The sequence below is a fragment of the Streptomyces sp. NPDC006458 genome, from assembly GCF_040612135.1.
GTDB lineage: Bacteria > Actinomycetota > Actinomycetes > Streptomycetales > Streptomycetaceae > Streptomyces.
The window spans coordinates 69,984-84,527 of record NZ_JBEXPR010000007.1 but is presented as its reverse complement, the minus strand read 5'-3'; the positions used below and the strand labels follow the sequence as shown (position 1 = coordinate 84,527).

10 protein-coding genes and 4 pseudogenes are annotated in these 14,544 nt (G+C 72.7%); 8 read left to right on the top strand and 6 right to left on the bottom strand.

Going from position 1 to position 14,544, the window contains the following annotated elements:
• Nucleotides 1-117 precede the first annotated feature (117 nt).
• On the top strand, nucleotides 118-1,503 hold the full coding sequence (locus ABZZ79_RS11615) for a transcriptional regulator (RefSeq protein WP_356688713.1): 1,386 nt from the start codon (nucleotides 118-120) through the stop codon (nucleotides 1,501-1,503).
• Between the two features lie 119 nt (nucleotides 1,504-1,622).
• Nucleotides 1,623-3,341 carry a hypothetical protein gene (locus tag ABZZ79_RS11610; RefSeq protein WP_356688712.1) on the top strand — a complete coding sequence of 573 codons (1,719 nt, stop codon included), beginning with the start codon at nucleotides 1,623-1,625 and terminating at the stop codon, nucleotides 3,339-3,341.
• A gap of 97 nt (nucleotides 3,342-3,438) precedes the next feature.
• Here ABZZ79_RS11610 and ABZZ79_RS11605 read toward each other — a convergent pair whose 3' ends face one another.
• On the bottom strand, nucleotides 3,439-4,797 hold the full coding sequence (locus ABZZ79_RS11605) for an ABC transporter substrate-binding protein (RefSeq protein WP_356688711.1): 1,359 nt from the start codon (nucleotides 4,795-4,797) through the stop codon (nucleotides 3,439-3,441).
• A gap of 118 nt (nucleotides 4,798-4,915) precedes the next feature.
• Between ABZZ79_RS11605 and ABZZ79_RS11600 the strand changes: the two genes are divergently transcribed.
• Both ABZZ79_RS11600 and purU read left to right on the top strand, forming a co-directional pair.
• Entirely contained in the window at nucleotides 4,916-5,416 is a 501-nt protein-coding gene (locus ABZZ79_RS11600; RefSeq protein ID WP_356688710.1) for a hypothetical protein, read from the top strand.
• A 46-nt stretch (nucleotides 5,417-5,462) separates the two neighbouring features.
• Nucleotides 5,463-6,344: a formyltetrahydrofolate deformylase gene (gene purU / locus ABZZ79_RS11595; RefSeq protein WP_356688709.1), complete on the top strand. Its 882-nt coding sequence runs from the start codon at nucleotides 5,463-5,465 to the stop codon at nucleotides 6,342-6,344.
• 141 nt (nucleotides 6,345-6,485) lie between these two features.
• On the opposite strand, the gene ABZZ79_RS11590 is transcribed toward purU, so the two are convergent.
• The 3 genes and pseudogenes from ABZZ79_RS11590 to ABZZ79_RS11580 form a co-directional block, all read right to left on the bottom strand.
• On the bottom strand, nucleotides 6,486-6,650 hold the full coding sequence (locus ABZZ79_RS11590; RefSeq protein WP_356688708.1) for a hypothetical protein: 165 nt from the start codon (nucleotides 6,648-6,650) through the stop codon (nucleotides 6,486-6,488).
• A gap of 84 nt (nucleotides 6,651-6,734) precedes the next feature.
• Nucleotides 6,735-8,092, bottom strand: a pseudogene (locus tag ABZZ79_RS11585) (zf-HC2 domain-containing protein).
• Nucleotides 8,093-8,214: 122 nt separating this feature from the next.
• A complete protein-coding gene (locus tag ABZZ79_RS11580) occupies nucleotides 8,215-8,796 on the bottom strand; it encodes a sigma factor (protein ID WP_356688707.1) in 582 nt (193 codons plus the stop codon).
• A gap of 368 nt (nucleotides 8,797-9,164) precedes the next feature.
• On the opposite strand from ABZZ79_RS11580, the gene ABZZ79_RS11575 reads away from it, so the two are divergent.
• The gene (locus ABZZ79_RS11575; protein ID WP_356688922.1) at nucleotides 9,165-9,545 is read left to right on the top strand and encodes an STAS domain-containing protein; all 381 of its coding nucleotides are present in this window, start codon (nucleotides 9,165-9,167) and stop codon (nucleotides 9,543-9,545) included.
• Between the two features lie 143 nt (nucleotides 9,546-9,688).
• Nucleotides 9,689-10,201: an EF-hand domain-containing protein gene (locus tag ABZZ79_RS11570; protein WP_356688706.1), complete on the top strand. Its 513-nt coding sequence runs from the start codon at nucleotides 9,689-9,691 to the stop codon at nucleotides 10,199-10,201.
• Nucleotides 10,202-10,346: 145 nt separating this feature from the next.
• Here ABZZ79_RS11570 and ABZZ79_RS11565 read toward each other — a convergent pair.
• Nucleotides 10,347-11,524: pseudogene (locus ABZZ79_RS11565) on the bottom strand (AMP-binding protein); the annotation flags it as partial.
• Here ABZZ79_RS11565 and ABZZ79_RS11560 point away from each other — a divergent pair.
• Together ABZZ79_RS11560 and ABZZ79_RS11555 are read left to right on the top strand one after the other, a co-directional pair.
• Nucleotides 11,524-12,120 (top strand): annotated as a pseudogene (locus ABZZ79_RS11560) (acyl-CoA dehydrogenase family protein); the annotation flags it as partial. The pseudogenes ABZZ79_RS11565 and ABZZ79_RS11560 overlap by 1 nt on opposite strands.
• 508 nt (nucleotides 12,121-12,628) lie before the next feature.
• Nucleotides 12,629-13,087, top strand: coding sequence for an ATP-binding protein (locus ABZZ79_RS11555; RefSeq protein ID WP_356688921.1), 459 nt, complete (start codon nucleotides 12,629-12,631; stop codon nucleotides 13,085-13,087).
• Nucleotides 13,088-13,535: 448 nt separating this feature from the next.
• On the opposite strand, the pseudogene ABZZ79_RS11550 reads toward ABZZ79_RS11555, so the two are convergent.
• Nucleotides 13,536-14,461, bottom strand: a pseudogene (locus ABZZ79_RS11550) (cyclase family protein).
• Between the last annotated feature and the right edge of the window lie 83 nt (nucleotides 14,462-14,544).

Here is a 14,544-nt window from a genome sequence, read left to right as displayed (position 1 = left end):
ATCTTCCCGGCCGGAACTTTTCGGTGCACAAGCCGGTGCGTCCGATCCGCGTTCGGTTCTGAAATGACACGTCAACCGGTGCACGGGCAGGCACCGCAGCCACAGGGGGTCAGGACCATGGCCGCAAGGCCTCTCGTCGCGCGGCAGCCGAACGAACGGCTGCAGGCGCTCATCCAGGAAGCGGGCTGCTCGAACGCCGGGCTGGCCCGCCGGGTCAACATGTGCGGGGCCGAACACGGCCTCGACCTGCGTTACGACAAGACGTCCGTGGCCCGCTGGCTGCGCGGACAGCAGCCGCGCGGGCGCGCCCCGGCGATCATCGCCGAGGCGCTCGGACGCAAACTCGGCCGTACGGTCACGATCGACGAGATCGGGATGGCCAACGGCAAGAACCTCGCCTCGGGAGTGGGTCTCCAGTTCTCGCCGACGGTACTGGGAGCCATCGAGCAGGTGTGCGAGCTGTGGCGCAGCGACGTGGGCCGGCGGGACTTCCTGTCCGGGTCGTCCGTCGCCGCGTCCGCGCTGGTCGAACCCAGCCGCGACTGGCTGATCTCCTCGCCTGACGCGCAGGTGGCGCGCTCGGCGGGCCCGCGGGTGGGCGCGTCCGACGTGGCCGCCGTACGGGCCATGACGCAGGCGCTGACCGGCCTCGACCACCAGTACGGCAGCGGGCATGTCCGGCCCGTCGTCGTGCACTACCTCAACAGCGTGGTCTCCGGGCTGCTGGCCGGATCCTATCGGGAGGCGGTGGGCCGCGAGCTGTTCGCGGCCGTGGCCAGGCTCACCGAACTCGCCGGGTACATGGCCGTCGACACCGGCCAACCGGGCCTGGCCCAGCGCTACTACATCCAGGCGCTGCGGCTCGCCCAGGCGGCGGGCGACCGCGGTTACGGCGGCTATGTGCTCGCCGCGTCCATGAGCCATCTCGCCGCGCAGCTCGGAAACCCGCGCGAGATCGCGCAGTTGGCGCGCGCGGCGCAGGAGGGGGCGCGTGGAATCGTGACCCCGCGCGCGGAGGCGATGTTCCTCGCCGCCGAGGCCCGTGGCCACGCGCTGCTGGGTGACGTACGCGCGGCGCAGGCGGCGTCCTCGCGGGCGTTGGCGGCGATGGAACGGGCGGACCCGGACTCCGGGGACGACCCGGCGTGGATCGCGCACTTCGACGAGGCGTATCTCGCCGACGAGTTGGCGCACTGCCACCGCGACCTCGGACAGCCCGAGGCGGCCGCCCGCTACGCAGAGCAGTCCCTGGCCGGGCACCCGCACTCGCGTGCCCGCCGCCGGGCCATCGGCTATGTGCTGCTCGCCACAGCGCAGGTGCAGCAGCGCGAGATCGAACAGGCCTGCGCCACGGGCCTGAAGGCGGTGGAGATCCTTGAGACCCTGCGCTCCAACCGCGGCGCCGAGTATCTGGAGGACTTCCAGCAGCGGCTGGAGCCCTACCGGGACGAGGCGGTGGTACGGGAGTTCGGGGCGCGGCTGGATCTGCAGCAGGCGGCCTGAGCGCGTGTAACCGACGTCACAGGAAGGGAGATCGCTGTCTGAGCTGCGTGGCATGCGGCTCCGGGGACCCGGTAGCGTGAGCCGACGATCCCGAAGGTCCCCCATTCGTAGGAGTCCCGGTGACGCAGAGCGGACAGGGCGAGGAGCCCTCGGCGCGACCCGCGCACGAAGGCGTCGTGCTGCCCTCCGACGGCGGTGCGCCGCTGCTGCCGGGCGGCCAGGCCGCGACGCCGCCCGGCGGTCAGGCCTGGGGCACGCCGTGGGGGCCCGAGGCCCAGCAGAACCCGGCACCGGCCCAGTCCTGGCCGCAGCATGCCGACCAGCAGCCGGCCGACCCGCAGTGGGGCGCCGCGGACCAGGGCGCCTGGCCCGGGGCGCAGCCGGGCACCGTGCCGCCCGCGCCCGGTGCCCAGCCGCACGGGTCCGGCCCGGCGGCGCCGCCGGCCGGCCCGCTCCCGCCGGAGGCCCCGGCCGCACCGTCGTACGGCTACCCGCAGGACGGGTACGGCGGCCAGAGCCCGCAGGGCGGGACGTACGGCGGTGCGCCGCTGCCGCCCGCCGTCGACGAGGCCACCCGCTACATACCCCCGGTCGCCCCCGGCGTGGACGACGGGGCGACCCAGTACATCCCGCCTGTGGCCCCTGCCGCGCCCGGCCTGGACGACGGGGCGACCCAGTACATCCCGCCCGTGGCGCCTGCCGTGCCCGCCGCGGACGAGGGCGCGACGCAGTACATCCCGCCCGTGACCCCGGGCGCGCTCCCGCCGGAGACGCCCGGCGCCTCCTACGGCGGCCCCATCGCCTCCCAGGGCTCGTACGGCGGTCCCGCCGGGGCGTACGGCGGTCCGGCCCCCGAGGCGCCCGCGGAGACCACGACGTATCTCGGCACGGGTCCCGGCGCGGGCGGCCGGGCACCGGGCGGTGCCGACGCCGAGGCCACCCAGTACATCCCGCCCGTTCCCGCGGCCGGTGACCGGCAGCCGCCCGCCGAGTTCGCGGGCCTGTTCCGCGACGAGGAGGGCCCGGCCGGGGCCACCCAGCAGATGCCGCGTGTGCAGGCGCCGCAGGGCGGCTACGCCCAGCAGCCGCAGTACGACCGCCAGGGCGGCGCGGGCCACGGCTCCCCCTACCCGGGCGAGGGCCGGCGCGCGGGCCGGGACGACGACGGCGGCCGCGGCCGCGGCCGCGGCGGGCGCACCGGTTCGCGGGTGCCGGTGATCGCGGCGGTCGGCATCGGCATCGCGGTCCTCGGCATCGGCGCGGGCGCGCTGATGGGCAGCGACGGCGGTGACGACGACACCAAGAACGTCTCCGCCTCGACCCCGGCGACCGCCGAGAGCTCCTCTCCCTCCGCCTCGGCCTCCCCGTCCGCCGACCCGGCGAAGGCGCAGGCCGAGGAGCTGGACAAGCTGCTGGCCGACAGCGGCAACAGCCGGGCCTCGGTGATCGGCGCGGTGGCGAACGTGCGCGGCTGCAAGGACCTCGACAAGGCCGCCCAGGACCTGCGGGCCGCGGCCCAGCAGCGCAACGGCCTGGTGACCCGGCTGGAGGGCCTCGCCGTCGACCAGCTGCCCGGCCACAGCGAGCTGACGACGGCGCTGACCGCCGCGTGGAAGGCGTCCGCGTCGGCCGACGACCACTACGCGGCGTGGGCGGACCAGGTGGCCGGGAACAAGAGCAAGTTCTGCCGCGGCGGTACGGCCCGGTCCACCGGCCAGACCCAGGCGGGCGACCGCGCGAGCGGCACCGCCACCACGGAGAAGGGCAAGGCCGCCGGGTTGTGGAACACCATCGCCGACAAGTACGGCCTGACCCGGCGCCAGCCGACCCAGCTGTGACACGCGCGCGGGGCGCGGACCGGTCCGACCGGCCCGCGCCCCGCGGTGTCGTGCGTGCGGCTGCGCCGCTCGCACGGACCCGTAGGCCTGTCCTTCGCTACACGTCCGCGCCCTGGAGCGCCTTGGTCATGTCGACGAAGCCCTTGCGGGCCGCGACCAGCCGGCCGTCGCGGACGACCTGGAGGGTCACGTCGGTGTTGACCAGGCGGGGGAAACCGATGGAGGCGAGGCGGTCCTGGAACCGCCAGCGCAGGGTCGGGGTGAGCCCGCCGGTCTCGATCTCCAGCCCGCTGTCCAGGGTGCGCCGCACGGTGTCGGCGGTCACCTCGCCGGCGCCGATCTTCTCCAGCGCGGCCATCAGCACGGTGTAGGCGATCCAGCTGGTCTGCACGGCGGCGTCCGCGGGGTCGATGCGGGTGTCGGTGAACGCCTGCTCGCGGATCACGCCCTTCATCCGGTCCCAGCGCGGATCGGTCTCCACCGGGTACCAGCCGGTGATGTACGACCCCTCGTAGGGGCCCGACCTGCCACCGGAGGCGTCGATGGCGGTCTGGTCGACGCTGCCGAGGACGGTGCCGGTGCGCACCTCGGGGTACTCCTCGCGGGCGCGCCGGAAGGAGTCCATGAAGGTGCCGGTGCGGTCGCCGAGGGCGGGCACCACACAGCCGGTGGTGGAGGAGCCGGAGGAACCGGAGGAACCTGAGGAACCTGAGGAATCGGAGAAGCCGGAGGAGTCGGCGGTCGCCTCGCCCAGGGCGCTGCGGCTCTGTCCGGAGAACTCGGTGGCGTCCTCGGCGGCCCGCACGTCCCCGGCGGGCTCGTGGCCGCCGGCCTTCAGCCCGGCGTTGAGCATCACGGGCAGCTGGTCGCCGCCGATGGTGTCGGGCCGCACCAGGGAGACGGCGCCGCAGTCGTCGGCGAGCTCCTGGCCGAGTCCCGCGAGAAGGGTCGGCTGGCCGCCGTTGACGGGGTAGGACAGGGGCGAGGTGAACTCGTCGTTGGTGATGCCGTACCCGCCTATGTAGGGGATGCCGGCGCTCTCCAGGATCGGGAAGAAGGAGTTCGGGTGCTGGCTGTAGGAGCCGACGACGGCGACGGCGTTCTCCTTCACCGCACGCCGGGCGCACTTCGCGGCGGACACCGAGTCGTCGCGCTCGTTGCACGTCGCCACGTGCAGCTTGCGGCCGTTGATGCCGCCGCGGGAGTTGACCCAGCGCGCGAAGGCGCGGGCGAATGCGGGCATTCCGGGCTTGTTGGTCGCGTTCGTGTCCTGGGGTGCCCAGGTCATGACGGTGATGCGGTCGTCCCCGTCGCTCCCCGTGACGCCGGGGATGGCCCCGCAGCCGACGGCCAGCGACGCGAGCGTCACCAGGGCCCCCGCTGCGCGGATGCTTCTCCTGACGGGCCTGGTGAGGGTGGGGAGGAATGTGCTGCGGTCGCTTAGCCTGCCGGTCATGTCCACGCACGATTCCCCCGCATCCCTAACCCTGGAGTCTCCTTCAGGCAACAGCGAGTGACATCGAGGTGAATTACGGGGGACTGTTCCGACACGTGAGATGAGGAACGTACGATCGATGACCGTGCAAGGTTCGGAGAACTCTTCCCGTCGCGGCCGTCGCTCCTCCACCATGGGCGGCATGCCACTCAACGACATGCCGTGGTGGCGCTGGCGCAGCAATGTGCGCTCCGCGCTGCACATGCTCTCCGACCCGGTGTTCCAGCGGGACGTCTGGCTGGCCGGGATCGACGGCTACGGAGACGTCACCGACGCCGTGTACCGGCTGGTGGAGGACACCTGGCTGGACAACTGGTCCGCCGAGAAATACGTCGGCACGATCTTCCGCGACTCCCAGGAGGCGGCGCTCATCGACACCGCCGTGCTGCGGGTGCTGCGGATCATGCACCAGGTCGGCCCGGACGCTCCGGTCAGCTCCTACCTGGAGAACGCCGGCTGGCCCGAGGCGGTACGGGCCGCGCGCGACGCGCACGTACGGATGGCCACCGCGGACGGGGACGACCCCGACACCCCGCCGCGCTCGCTGGAAGTGCTGCAGATCATGACGCGGTCCGCCTAGCGGAACGGTTGCCGGTGGCTCGGCCGCGTGTGGGACCCTTTCCTGCATGAACGAGCAGCCCACCCGAGCCGCGGCCCCGGCCGAGCAGTACGTCCTGACGCTGTCCTGTCCCGACAAGCAGGGCATCGTGCACGCCGTGTCGAGCTACCTGTTCATGACCGGCTGCAACATCGAGGACAGCCAGCAGTTCGGCGACCACGACACGGGTCTGTTCTTCATGCGCGTCCACTTCTCGGCAGAGGCACCGGTGACGGTGGAGAAGCTGCGGGCGAGCTTCGCGGCGATCGGTGACTCCTTCCACATGGACTGGCAGATCCACCGGGCCGAGGACCGGATGCGGGTCGTGCTGATGGTCAGCAAGTTCGGGCACTGCCTGAACGACCTGCTCTTCCGCGCACGCATCGGCGCGCTGCCCGTCGAGATCGCGGCCGTGGTGTCCAATCACACCGAATTCGCCGAGCTGGTGGCTTCCTACGACATTCCCTTCCACCACATCACGGTGACGCGGGACACCAAGCCCGAGGCCGAGGCGCGGCTGCTGGAGCTGGTCCGCGAGCAGGACGTCGAACTGGTCGTCCTCGCCCGCTACATGCAGGTCCTCTCCGACGACCTGTGCAAGCAGCTCAGCGGGCGGATCATCAACATCCACCACTCCTTCCTGCCGAGCTTCAAGGGCGCCAAGCCGTACCACCAGGCGCATGCGCGGGGTGTGAAGCTCATCGGGGCGACCGCGCACTACGTCACCGCCGACCTCGACGAGGGGCCGATCATCGAGCAGGAGGTCGAGCGGGTGTCCCACGACGTCACCCCCGACCAGCTGGTCGCGATCGGGCGCGATGTTGAGTGCCAGGCGCTGGCGCGGGCCGTGAAGTGGCACGCCGAGCGGAGGATCCTCCTCAACGGCCGCCGGACGGTCGTGTTCGCCTGACGCCGGCGGCTGCCGGTTGTGGGTGGCTGATCGCGCAGTTCCCCGCGCCCCTGAGGGCATGGCCGACTGGTTGGTCGCGGGTGCCGGTTGTGGGTGGCTGGGCGTGCGGTTCCTCTTGGGACTGAGGGTGACGGCGTGTCCCTAGGGGCGCGGGGAACTGCGCGAGCAACCCACGATCACCCGCACCCGCACCCGCAGCCGCAGCCGCAGCCGCAGCCGCAGCCGCAGCCGCAGCCGCAGCCGCAGCCGCAGCCGCAGCCGCAGCCGCAGCCGCAGCCGCAGCCGCAGCCACAGCCGCACCCGCACCCGTACCCCGCAGCCGCACCCGCACCCGCACCCGTACCCCGCAGCCACAGCCGCACCCGCACCTGGTGATACGCGCCAGCCCCGCTACATCCGGCTCAAGGAAGCCGTCGCGTACAGGACGTCCCTGATGGCGTCCCGGTCGCCGACCTGCCCAGCCGCGGCCTCCTCCGGAGGAACGTGCCCCGCGGCCAGCCGGCAGAACTCCACGTCGTCCAGGGCGACATGAGCCACCTCGTGCGCGACGGAACCCACCGCCGCGGGGGAGTCCAGCGGGATCAGCCACTCACCGCCACCCGTCCCCTCGATCTCCAGCCGAAGGCTCCGGCCGGGCTCACCGGCGGCCACCAGATGGCGCTCGGGCCCCCGGGAGGCCAGCCCGGCCTGCCGCCGGGAGGCCAGCGCGGTGGGCAGCATCCTCGCGGCGAGGTCGATCATCCCGTGCAGATGGCGGCCGGAGGGCGGGTCGTAGGGGTAGTCCACGGCCTCGGCGATGTCCTCCGCGTGGACCCAGCACGCGAAGGCCCGGTCCATCATCGCGTCGTGCAGGGACAGTTCGAAGGCTCCGTAGGACACGCTGAGGCCGCCCGAGGTGCCGCCCGTGAAGGACACGGTGCGCACGATGTCGTGGCTCTGCTCCCGCCAGGGCGTCCGCACCGTGCGGGTGGGCGGGAAGTGCGAGTCGCGCCAGTACGCCTCGGTGCGCGCGGCCGGACCGCCCGCGCCGGGCGGGTCCGTGGCGTCGCCGAGCGGGTCGCCGAGGCCGAGGGAGAGCGCGACCAGCCCGTCGACCGCCATGAGATGCGCGATGACCCCGGCGACGGTGGTACGGCGGTTGTCGAACTCCTCGCCACCGAACCAGCGCAGCCGCACGGGCGCGTGCCACTCGGCGTCCCCGAAGTCCTGGAGCAGCGCGTCGAGGCGGGCGGTCTCGGCGTCGTAGGCGGTGGCCCAGGCGGCACCGGGATGCGCGGCGGGCGCCGCTCCAGGCAGCCGGCGAGGACACGGGTGCGCAGGCCGGGTTTGAGGTCGAGCGGCTCGGGCCGCTGGAGCAGTCCGACCGCCTCGCGCAGCCGCAGCGCCTCCTCCGCGCAGGTGCCGCAGTCACCGAGGTGCTCCTCGACGGCGGCGGTCTCCTCCGTCGAGCACGCGGCCAGCGCCCACGCGCCGAGCAGTGCCTTCAGCACCTGGTGCTCCAGCACGAGCGGCACCACCTCCCGCGGGGCCGGCGCCGGCAGCGGTACGCCGCTGTCCTCGACGGAGGCGCGGGGGAGCGGTATCCGGGGCGGCCCGGCCGCGCCGGAGGACTCCCCGAAGCCGGAACCGGAACCGGAACCGGAACCAGAACCAGAACCAGAACCAGAACCAGCGTCACCGGAGCCGGAGCCGGAGCCGGAGCCGGAGCCGGAGCCGGAGCCGCCGACGCCGGACCCGGTGGAGCCCACGGGCCCTCCAGACCCTCCAGGCCCTCCGGAGCCCTCGGATCCCGGCCCGTCGCCCCGCGGCGGCCCCTCGTGGTCGCGCGGCCCCTCCCGGTCGTCGTACGCCCCGAACGGGTTCGGCTCGGTCACGCCGCACCTCCGCATCCCGGGGGTGCGCCGGGGGCACCGGCGTCGTGCGCGGTGGACAGGAGCTGGAGGCCGAGGCGCAGGCGGCGGCGGGCCTCGTCCTCGGTGACGCCGAGGTCGACGGCGGCCTGGCGGTAGTCGCGGCGCTGGAAGTAGGCCAGCTCCAGCGCGGCGCGCAGGGGCGCGGGCATGGACTGCACGATGTAGTCGGCGCGGGCGGCGACGGAGGCGTGGCCGACCTTGTGCTCCAGTTCCTCCGTGCTGCCGGGGCGGCCCCGCTCCAGCGCGGCGGTCTCCGTGGCGCGCAGCCGCTGCACGGCCAGCCGGTGGGTCAGTGTGGCGACCCAGGAGCGCAGCGGGCCCTGCCGGGGGTCGTAGCTGTCGGGGTGCTCCCACACGTGGGCGAAGACGTCCCGGGTGACGCCGTCGGCGGCGCGTTCGTCGCCGAGGACGGTGTGGGCGAGGCCGTGCACGAGTGAGGCGAAGCGGTCGTAGAACTCGCCGAGGGCCGCCGCCTCGCCACGGGCGAGGCGCTGTTGCATCCTGCGGTCCCAGCGGGGCTGTGCGTCCTTCGTCGCCATGCGGCCCCCTCCCCCTGCTCCCGTCCGGTCCGTGACAAGCGTGCGTCCACCGCGTTCTCGAATGTAGTCGGCACATCTGACAACGCACGCCCCTTTATGGCAATGTGCGCCCCCCTGCGAGCCCCGAGTGATAGTGGACCTTTGGTGCACCTCGTGCCTTCTGCCGTGCTTACCCACCCTGTTCTTGATCAAGCTTGATGACAAGTCGATCGAACAGGATCAAGTGCGACTGAAACAAGCCTCTTCTGATCAGCTCCCGTTTCCGGTGCCGTGTTTCAGGGAACGGCGGCTGGGCAGCCGCGCTGAAAGGAAGCGTAGGCTCTGCTTCCGTTTCCGGGCTGTTCCGGGAAGTTCCGCGAATGAAGGGCATGGTGGTGACGTTCAATGTGACCGATGACGAGCGCGGTGACTGGGCCGTGCTCCGGGTGACGGGCGAGCTGGACCTGGTGACATCGCCGGTTTTGCGCCAGCGGGTCCACGACAAGGTGGCCGACGGCCGCCACTGCCTCGTCGTCGACCTCTCCGAGGTCGTCTTCTGCGATTCCAGCGGCATAGGCGTGCTCATCGCCACCCGCCGACTGCTGCGCTCCTGCCAGGGCCGGCTGCGCCTCATCCTGCCCGCCGAGGGGGCTGCCGAGGGCTCCCACGTCAACCGCGTCATCGGCGCCCTGGGAGTGCGCCGGCTGTTCGACGTCCACGCCGACGTCAGTGCGGCGGTCGCGGAGGAGGACCGTCCTCTGTCGGCGTGAAGGCCCGCCCGCAATGCCACATTGTTGTTCCGAAATTCCCCCGGTCTTGGCACATCCGTCGTTTTCCCGCTCCGGTGGGCCGCCCGGCGTCGTACGCTCCGTGCCTGAAGCACCCCGACGTCATGTGAGGCGGCCCGAGAGACATGGTCAGCAGCGAGTACGAGCGCAGGATCGCGGCCAGGTTCGCCGGTTTCGACCAGGACGGCAACGGCTACATCGACCGCCAGGACTTCAGCGGCGCCGCCAAGGCGCTGCTCGCCGAGTTCGGCACGCCCGCCCGCTCCGACAAGGGGCAGGCGCTGTACGCGGGCGCCGAGGCGTTCTGGCAGGGCATGGCGGGGATAGCGGACCGGGACGGCGACCAGCGCATCACCCGCGAGGAGTTCGTCGACGGCGCGGTCAAGCGGCTGCGCGACAACCCGGACCGGTTCGCGGAGATCGCCCGCCCCTTCCTGCACGCTGCCCTGGACGTCGCCGACACCGACGGGGACGGCGCGGTCACGGTCACCGACACCGCGCGCGTGCTCGTCATCCTGGGCGTCGCCGAGGCCGTCGCGCAGGAGGCCGCGGCGGCACTCGACGCCGACGACGACGGCAGGGTCGGCGAGGCGGAGCTGGTCCCCGCCTTCGCCCGCTACTTCACCGTCCCCGAGTAGCACCCGCGCCCCGCGTGCCCGAACGCGCTCGTGCGGCATCCGCGCCCCACGTGCCAGACCTGCCCGAACGCGCCCGTGAGCCATCGGCACCTCACGCGCCAGACGCGCCAGACGCGCCCGAACGCGCCCGTGAGCCATCGGCACCTCACGTGCCCGCGTAGCGCTCCCGCAGCTTGTACTTGAGCACCTTCCGCAGCGTCTCGCCCCGCGGAAGGGCGTCCACCACCTCCAGTTGCTCCGGCAGCTTGTGCACGGACAGCCCTTCCGCGCGCAGATACGACGTCACGTCCGCCAGCGTCAGCGGCGCGGCCCCGTCCGGCTGCTCCACGACCGCGCAGACGCGTTCGCCGCGTTCGGCGTCGGGAAGTCCGGTCACCGCCACGTCCCCGACGGCCGGATGCGCGGCCAGCAGGTCCTCGATCTCCCTCGCCGAGACGTTCTCGCCCTTGCGGATGATCACGTCCTTCAGCCGCCCGGTGAGCATCAGATGGCCGCTCGGGGTGAGATGCCCGAGGTCCCCGGTCCGCAGGAACCCCTCGGTGTCGAAGGCCTCGGCGGTCTGCGCCGGGTCCAGATACCCCTGGCACACCGCCTCCCCGCGCAGCCGCACCTCGCCGTCCACGATCCGGATCTCCATGCCCCCGGGCGGCCGTCCCTCGGTCGTCGCCAGATGCTCGGCGCTGTCGTCCGGGTCGCCCATGGTGATCATCGGCACCTCGGTCATGCCGTAGCCGTGGGTGAGGATCACGCCCAACTCCCGGGTCACCGCGTGGTACAGCTCCGGCGGCTTCGGCGCCCCGCCGCCCGCGAGCAGCCGCAGACTCGGCACGACCTTGGCGCCGGGCCGCTTGCGCTGCTCGGTGAGGAACATCGAGTAGAACGCCGTCGACCCGCCCGCGACGGTCACGCCGTGCCGGCGGAGGTCCTCCAGCGAGTCCGGCAGCGCGAACTGCTCGAACAGCACCGCCGGGAAGCCGTACAGCAGCAGCATCACCAGGTAGTCGGGGCCGCCTATGTGGCGTACGGGAAGGCGATCGAGCCGATGTCGCCCGGCCGGGGCCGCAGCGCGTGGGCGAGGCAGGAACCGCCCGCGATCAGTGAACGGTCGGTGTGCGGGACGCCCTTGGGGGCGGAGGTCGTGCCGGAGGTCCAGTAGATCCAGCGCACGGAGGTGCCCTCGGCGGGCGGCGGCGGCAGGACGGCCGGGTCGCCGTCGGGGAGTTCGCCGTACGCCTCGAAGACCCCCTTCGCACCGAGGCGCCAGGCCATCTGCTTTTGGTCGAAGCCGCGCAGGACGCCGGGCACCGCGAAGAACTCCGCCCGCCGACGGGGGGTTGGTGGAGTGGCTGGCGGAGGCAGACGTGGTGGTCGGGGGTCCGGGCGCGGCGGGCGGGAGTTGGCGACCTGGGGTCCCGGAGGGGGCGGTCCGCAGGCCGTACCGCTGCGGTCGGTCGACCCGTTGACGCCGCTGCACCGGGTGCGCGGCCCGGCCGCCGCGCCGGACCCCGTCGTATCGCTGCTGACGGCGGCCGAGCAGCTCGGTTCCGCCGGACGCCGGTGAGCCGGCCGTGCAACACGCCCGAGTGCGGGAGCAGTTCGGCAGGCCGATCGGAGCGTTCCAGGCCGTGCGGCATCTCTGCGCCGATCTGCTGGTGCGTACGGAGCTGGCCCGGGCCGCCGTCTACGCGGCGGCCGTGACCGCCGACCCGGCCGACATCGCCGCCGCCCGGCTGCTGGCCGACGAGGCCGCCGTACGCGGGGCGCGGGACTGTCTCCAGGTGCACGGCGGCATGGGATTCACCTGGGAGTCGGAGGTGCATCTGCATCTGAAGCGGGCATGGGTACGGACGTATCGTGCGGGAGGCGGCACGGACAGTGAGGAGTTGTTGGCCCGCGATCTGTCGGCCTCGGCGGGCTGACGGGGCGTCGGCCTGCGGGAACGGCTCAAAGGGCGCAGGGGTGTCGCGGATCGTGGCGTATCGGAATCACGGAGCGTTGATATCGGGTTGTGTCCTACGCGTGACTCGTCACGTCCTGGAGTCGGCGTCCCGCTCCGGTACCTTGTGTGGGATGCGAGTGGTTCCGGGGACGAGCCATGCCGGAGTTGCCTCTGAGGCGGCCCCGGATCCGGCGGTGCGCGCCGCTGCTCGTGGGGCGGGAGTGCGAGAAGCCACCGCCTGTTCGACCTCTCGCGGCGGGCGTCGCACAGTATGCCGCAGGGGTACTCCTTCGCGCTGGAATATGCCCGAAGCGCTTGTTGGGGTGACGGAACGTCAACCAAGCTGTCCTGTAAGGGATTCACGTTCCGTGACCCTTGCTCTGGCCGTTGTTCTGGTCATGCAGAAAATGGCTACGATCGTGGCCCTCGTGAGGCGCGAGCCTTTGTGTCCGCCGGTTCGGATGGTGTGAGCGGTGCAGGTGCTTCAAGTGCAGCTGGAGGTCCGGCCCGACCCCGCGGAGGTGGGGCGAGCCCGGAGGTGGGTGCGTGCGCGGCTCGCCGGTGCGGGGGTGGGTGGCGACGAGCCGCTCGCCGAGACCCTGATTCTGCTCGTGTCCGAACTGGTCACCAACGCCGTGGTGCACACCGGCCGGCCGGCCGTACTGCGCCTGGTGCTGCCGCTCGTGGCCGGACCGGCGCCCGTGCGCCTGGAGGTCGCCGACACCAGCGACCGCGCCCCGGTGCCGCGTTGCGCCGACGGCGAGGAGACCGGAGGGCGCGGACTCGCCCTGGTGGACGGACTGGCCGACCGCTGGGGCTGGAGCCCCGACGGCGCGGGCAAGCGCATCTGGTGCGAACTGGACCGATGTCCCGGGCCGCGTGCCGCGACCGTGGCGTACGGCGGCAGCGTGTCGGCGTACAAGGGGCTGGCGTACGAGGCGGTGTGACCCCCTCGCGGTCGTCCCGAGGTACGCCCGGGGCACGCCCGAGGCACGCCCGGGGCACGCCCGGGGCACGCCCGGGGCACGGGTGCGGCCTCCGTCCGCTCTCCGCCGCCGACGGGCCCGGATGCGCCCGGTTGTGCTTCCGTGCGCTCCATGCCCAAATCGGGCGCAAGTAACAATTCTCCGTGTAGGTGTTGACGTCCCGTGTCCGTTTGATCACGCTTGTGAGTAGCGATTCGCCGTGAGGGGACGGCGAGGGCTCCGGTGACGGGAGCCCTCGGCGAGCGTGGGTCGTGATCCGGCGGCGGTCCCCTTCGGGGTCGGAAGGGGCGGGGTGGGAACGCCGGAGCCGGTCGGCGGCGCGCGATGCCGTGCTCGGGGCGGGCAGTTGCGCGCCGTCAGCCGGAGGGTGCGGGGGTCCGGGACCTCCAGGTGCGGGCGGGCCCCCGGTTCAGAGAACGGCCACTGGCGCCACGGGGGTTCCTGTCGCGCCGACGAAGGGTTCGGGCATCGCCGACAGCAGGAGGGTGTGGCGGCCCGCTTGTCCACAGGCTGTGGACAACTCCTCCAGATTCCAGTTCTGCCCCTGGAGCATGCCCATCTCCACCAGGTGCAGGGCGTGCACCGGCAGCCACAGGTCCTCGATCTCGGGCGGGAAGATCTCGAACGTCAGGGTGTCGTTCGCGACCGCGGCCACATCGCGCGCGTGGAACCACTCGGGCGTGCGCACCGACAGACCCGGAGACGGATACGCGTACGCGTGCCGGTCCCCGGCCGGCAGCACCCGCATCTGCCCGGTGCGCACCAGCACCACGTCACCGGCCCGCACGCGCGTGCCCGCGAACTCCTCGGCCGCCTCCAGGTCCTCGGGGGTCACCGCGTGGCCGCCGTCCAGCCGTTCGACCCCACGCCGCGTGCCACGTCCAGCGGCACCCCGCGCGAGACGAGGTGCCGTGCCTTGTCGATGCCCGCGAACCCGGCGCCGCCGTGCGCGGTGACGGTGCCGGCCGGGCGGCCGTTGTAGAGCCGGCCCGAGTGCGAGACATGCGGCAGGGCGTCCCAGTGCGTGCCCGCCTGCAGGCCCATCGTCACCACGTCGTCGCTGCACGCCACCGTCCCCGGCCCGAACAACTCCTGATTGACCTGCACCATCGCGTGCAGGGGATCGATCCGGCCCGGGATCATGCCCGTCTGCACCCCGTCCTGCCGCAGCGGCAGCGCGAGCGGGACGCGGCGCCCCGTGCGCACACAGGCCGCTGCCTCGCGCACCACCGCGTCGGTGACGAGGTTCAGGGTGCCGATCTCGTCGTCGGCCCCCCAGCGGCCCCAGTTGTTCACCCTCTTGGCGTTCTCGTGGAACTCGGCCGGCAGTGCCATCGGTGCCTCCCCGGGGCTTGTCCTGGCCCGTCCGTCGGGACATAGAATCTAACGATCCGTCAGAAACGGCGGGGAGGGGCCAG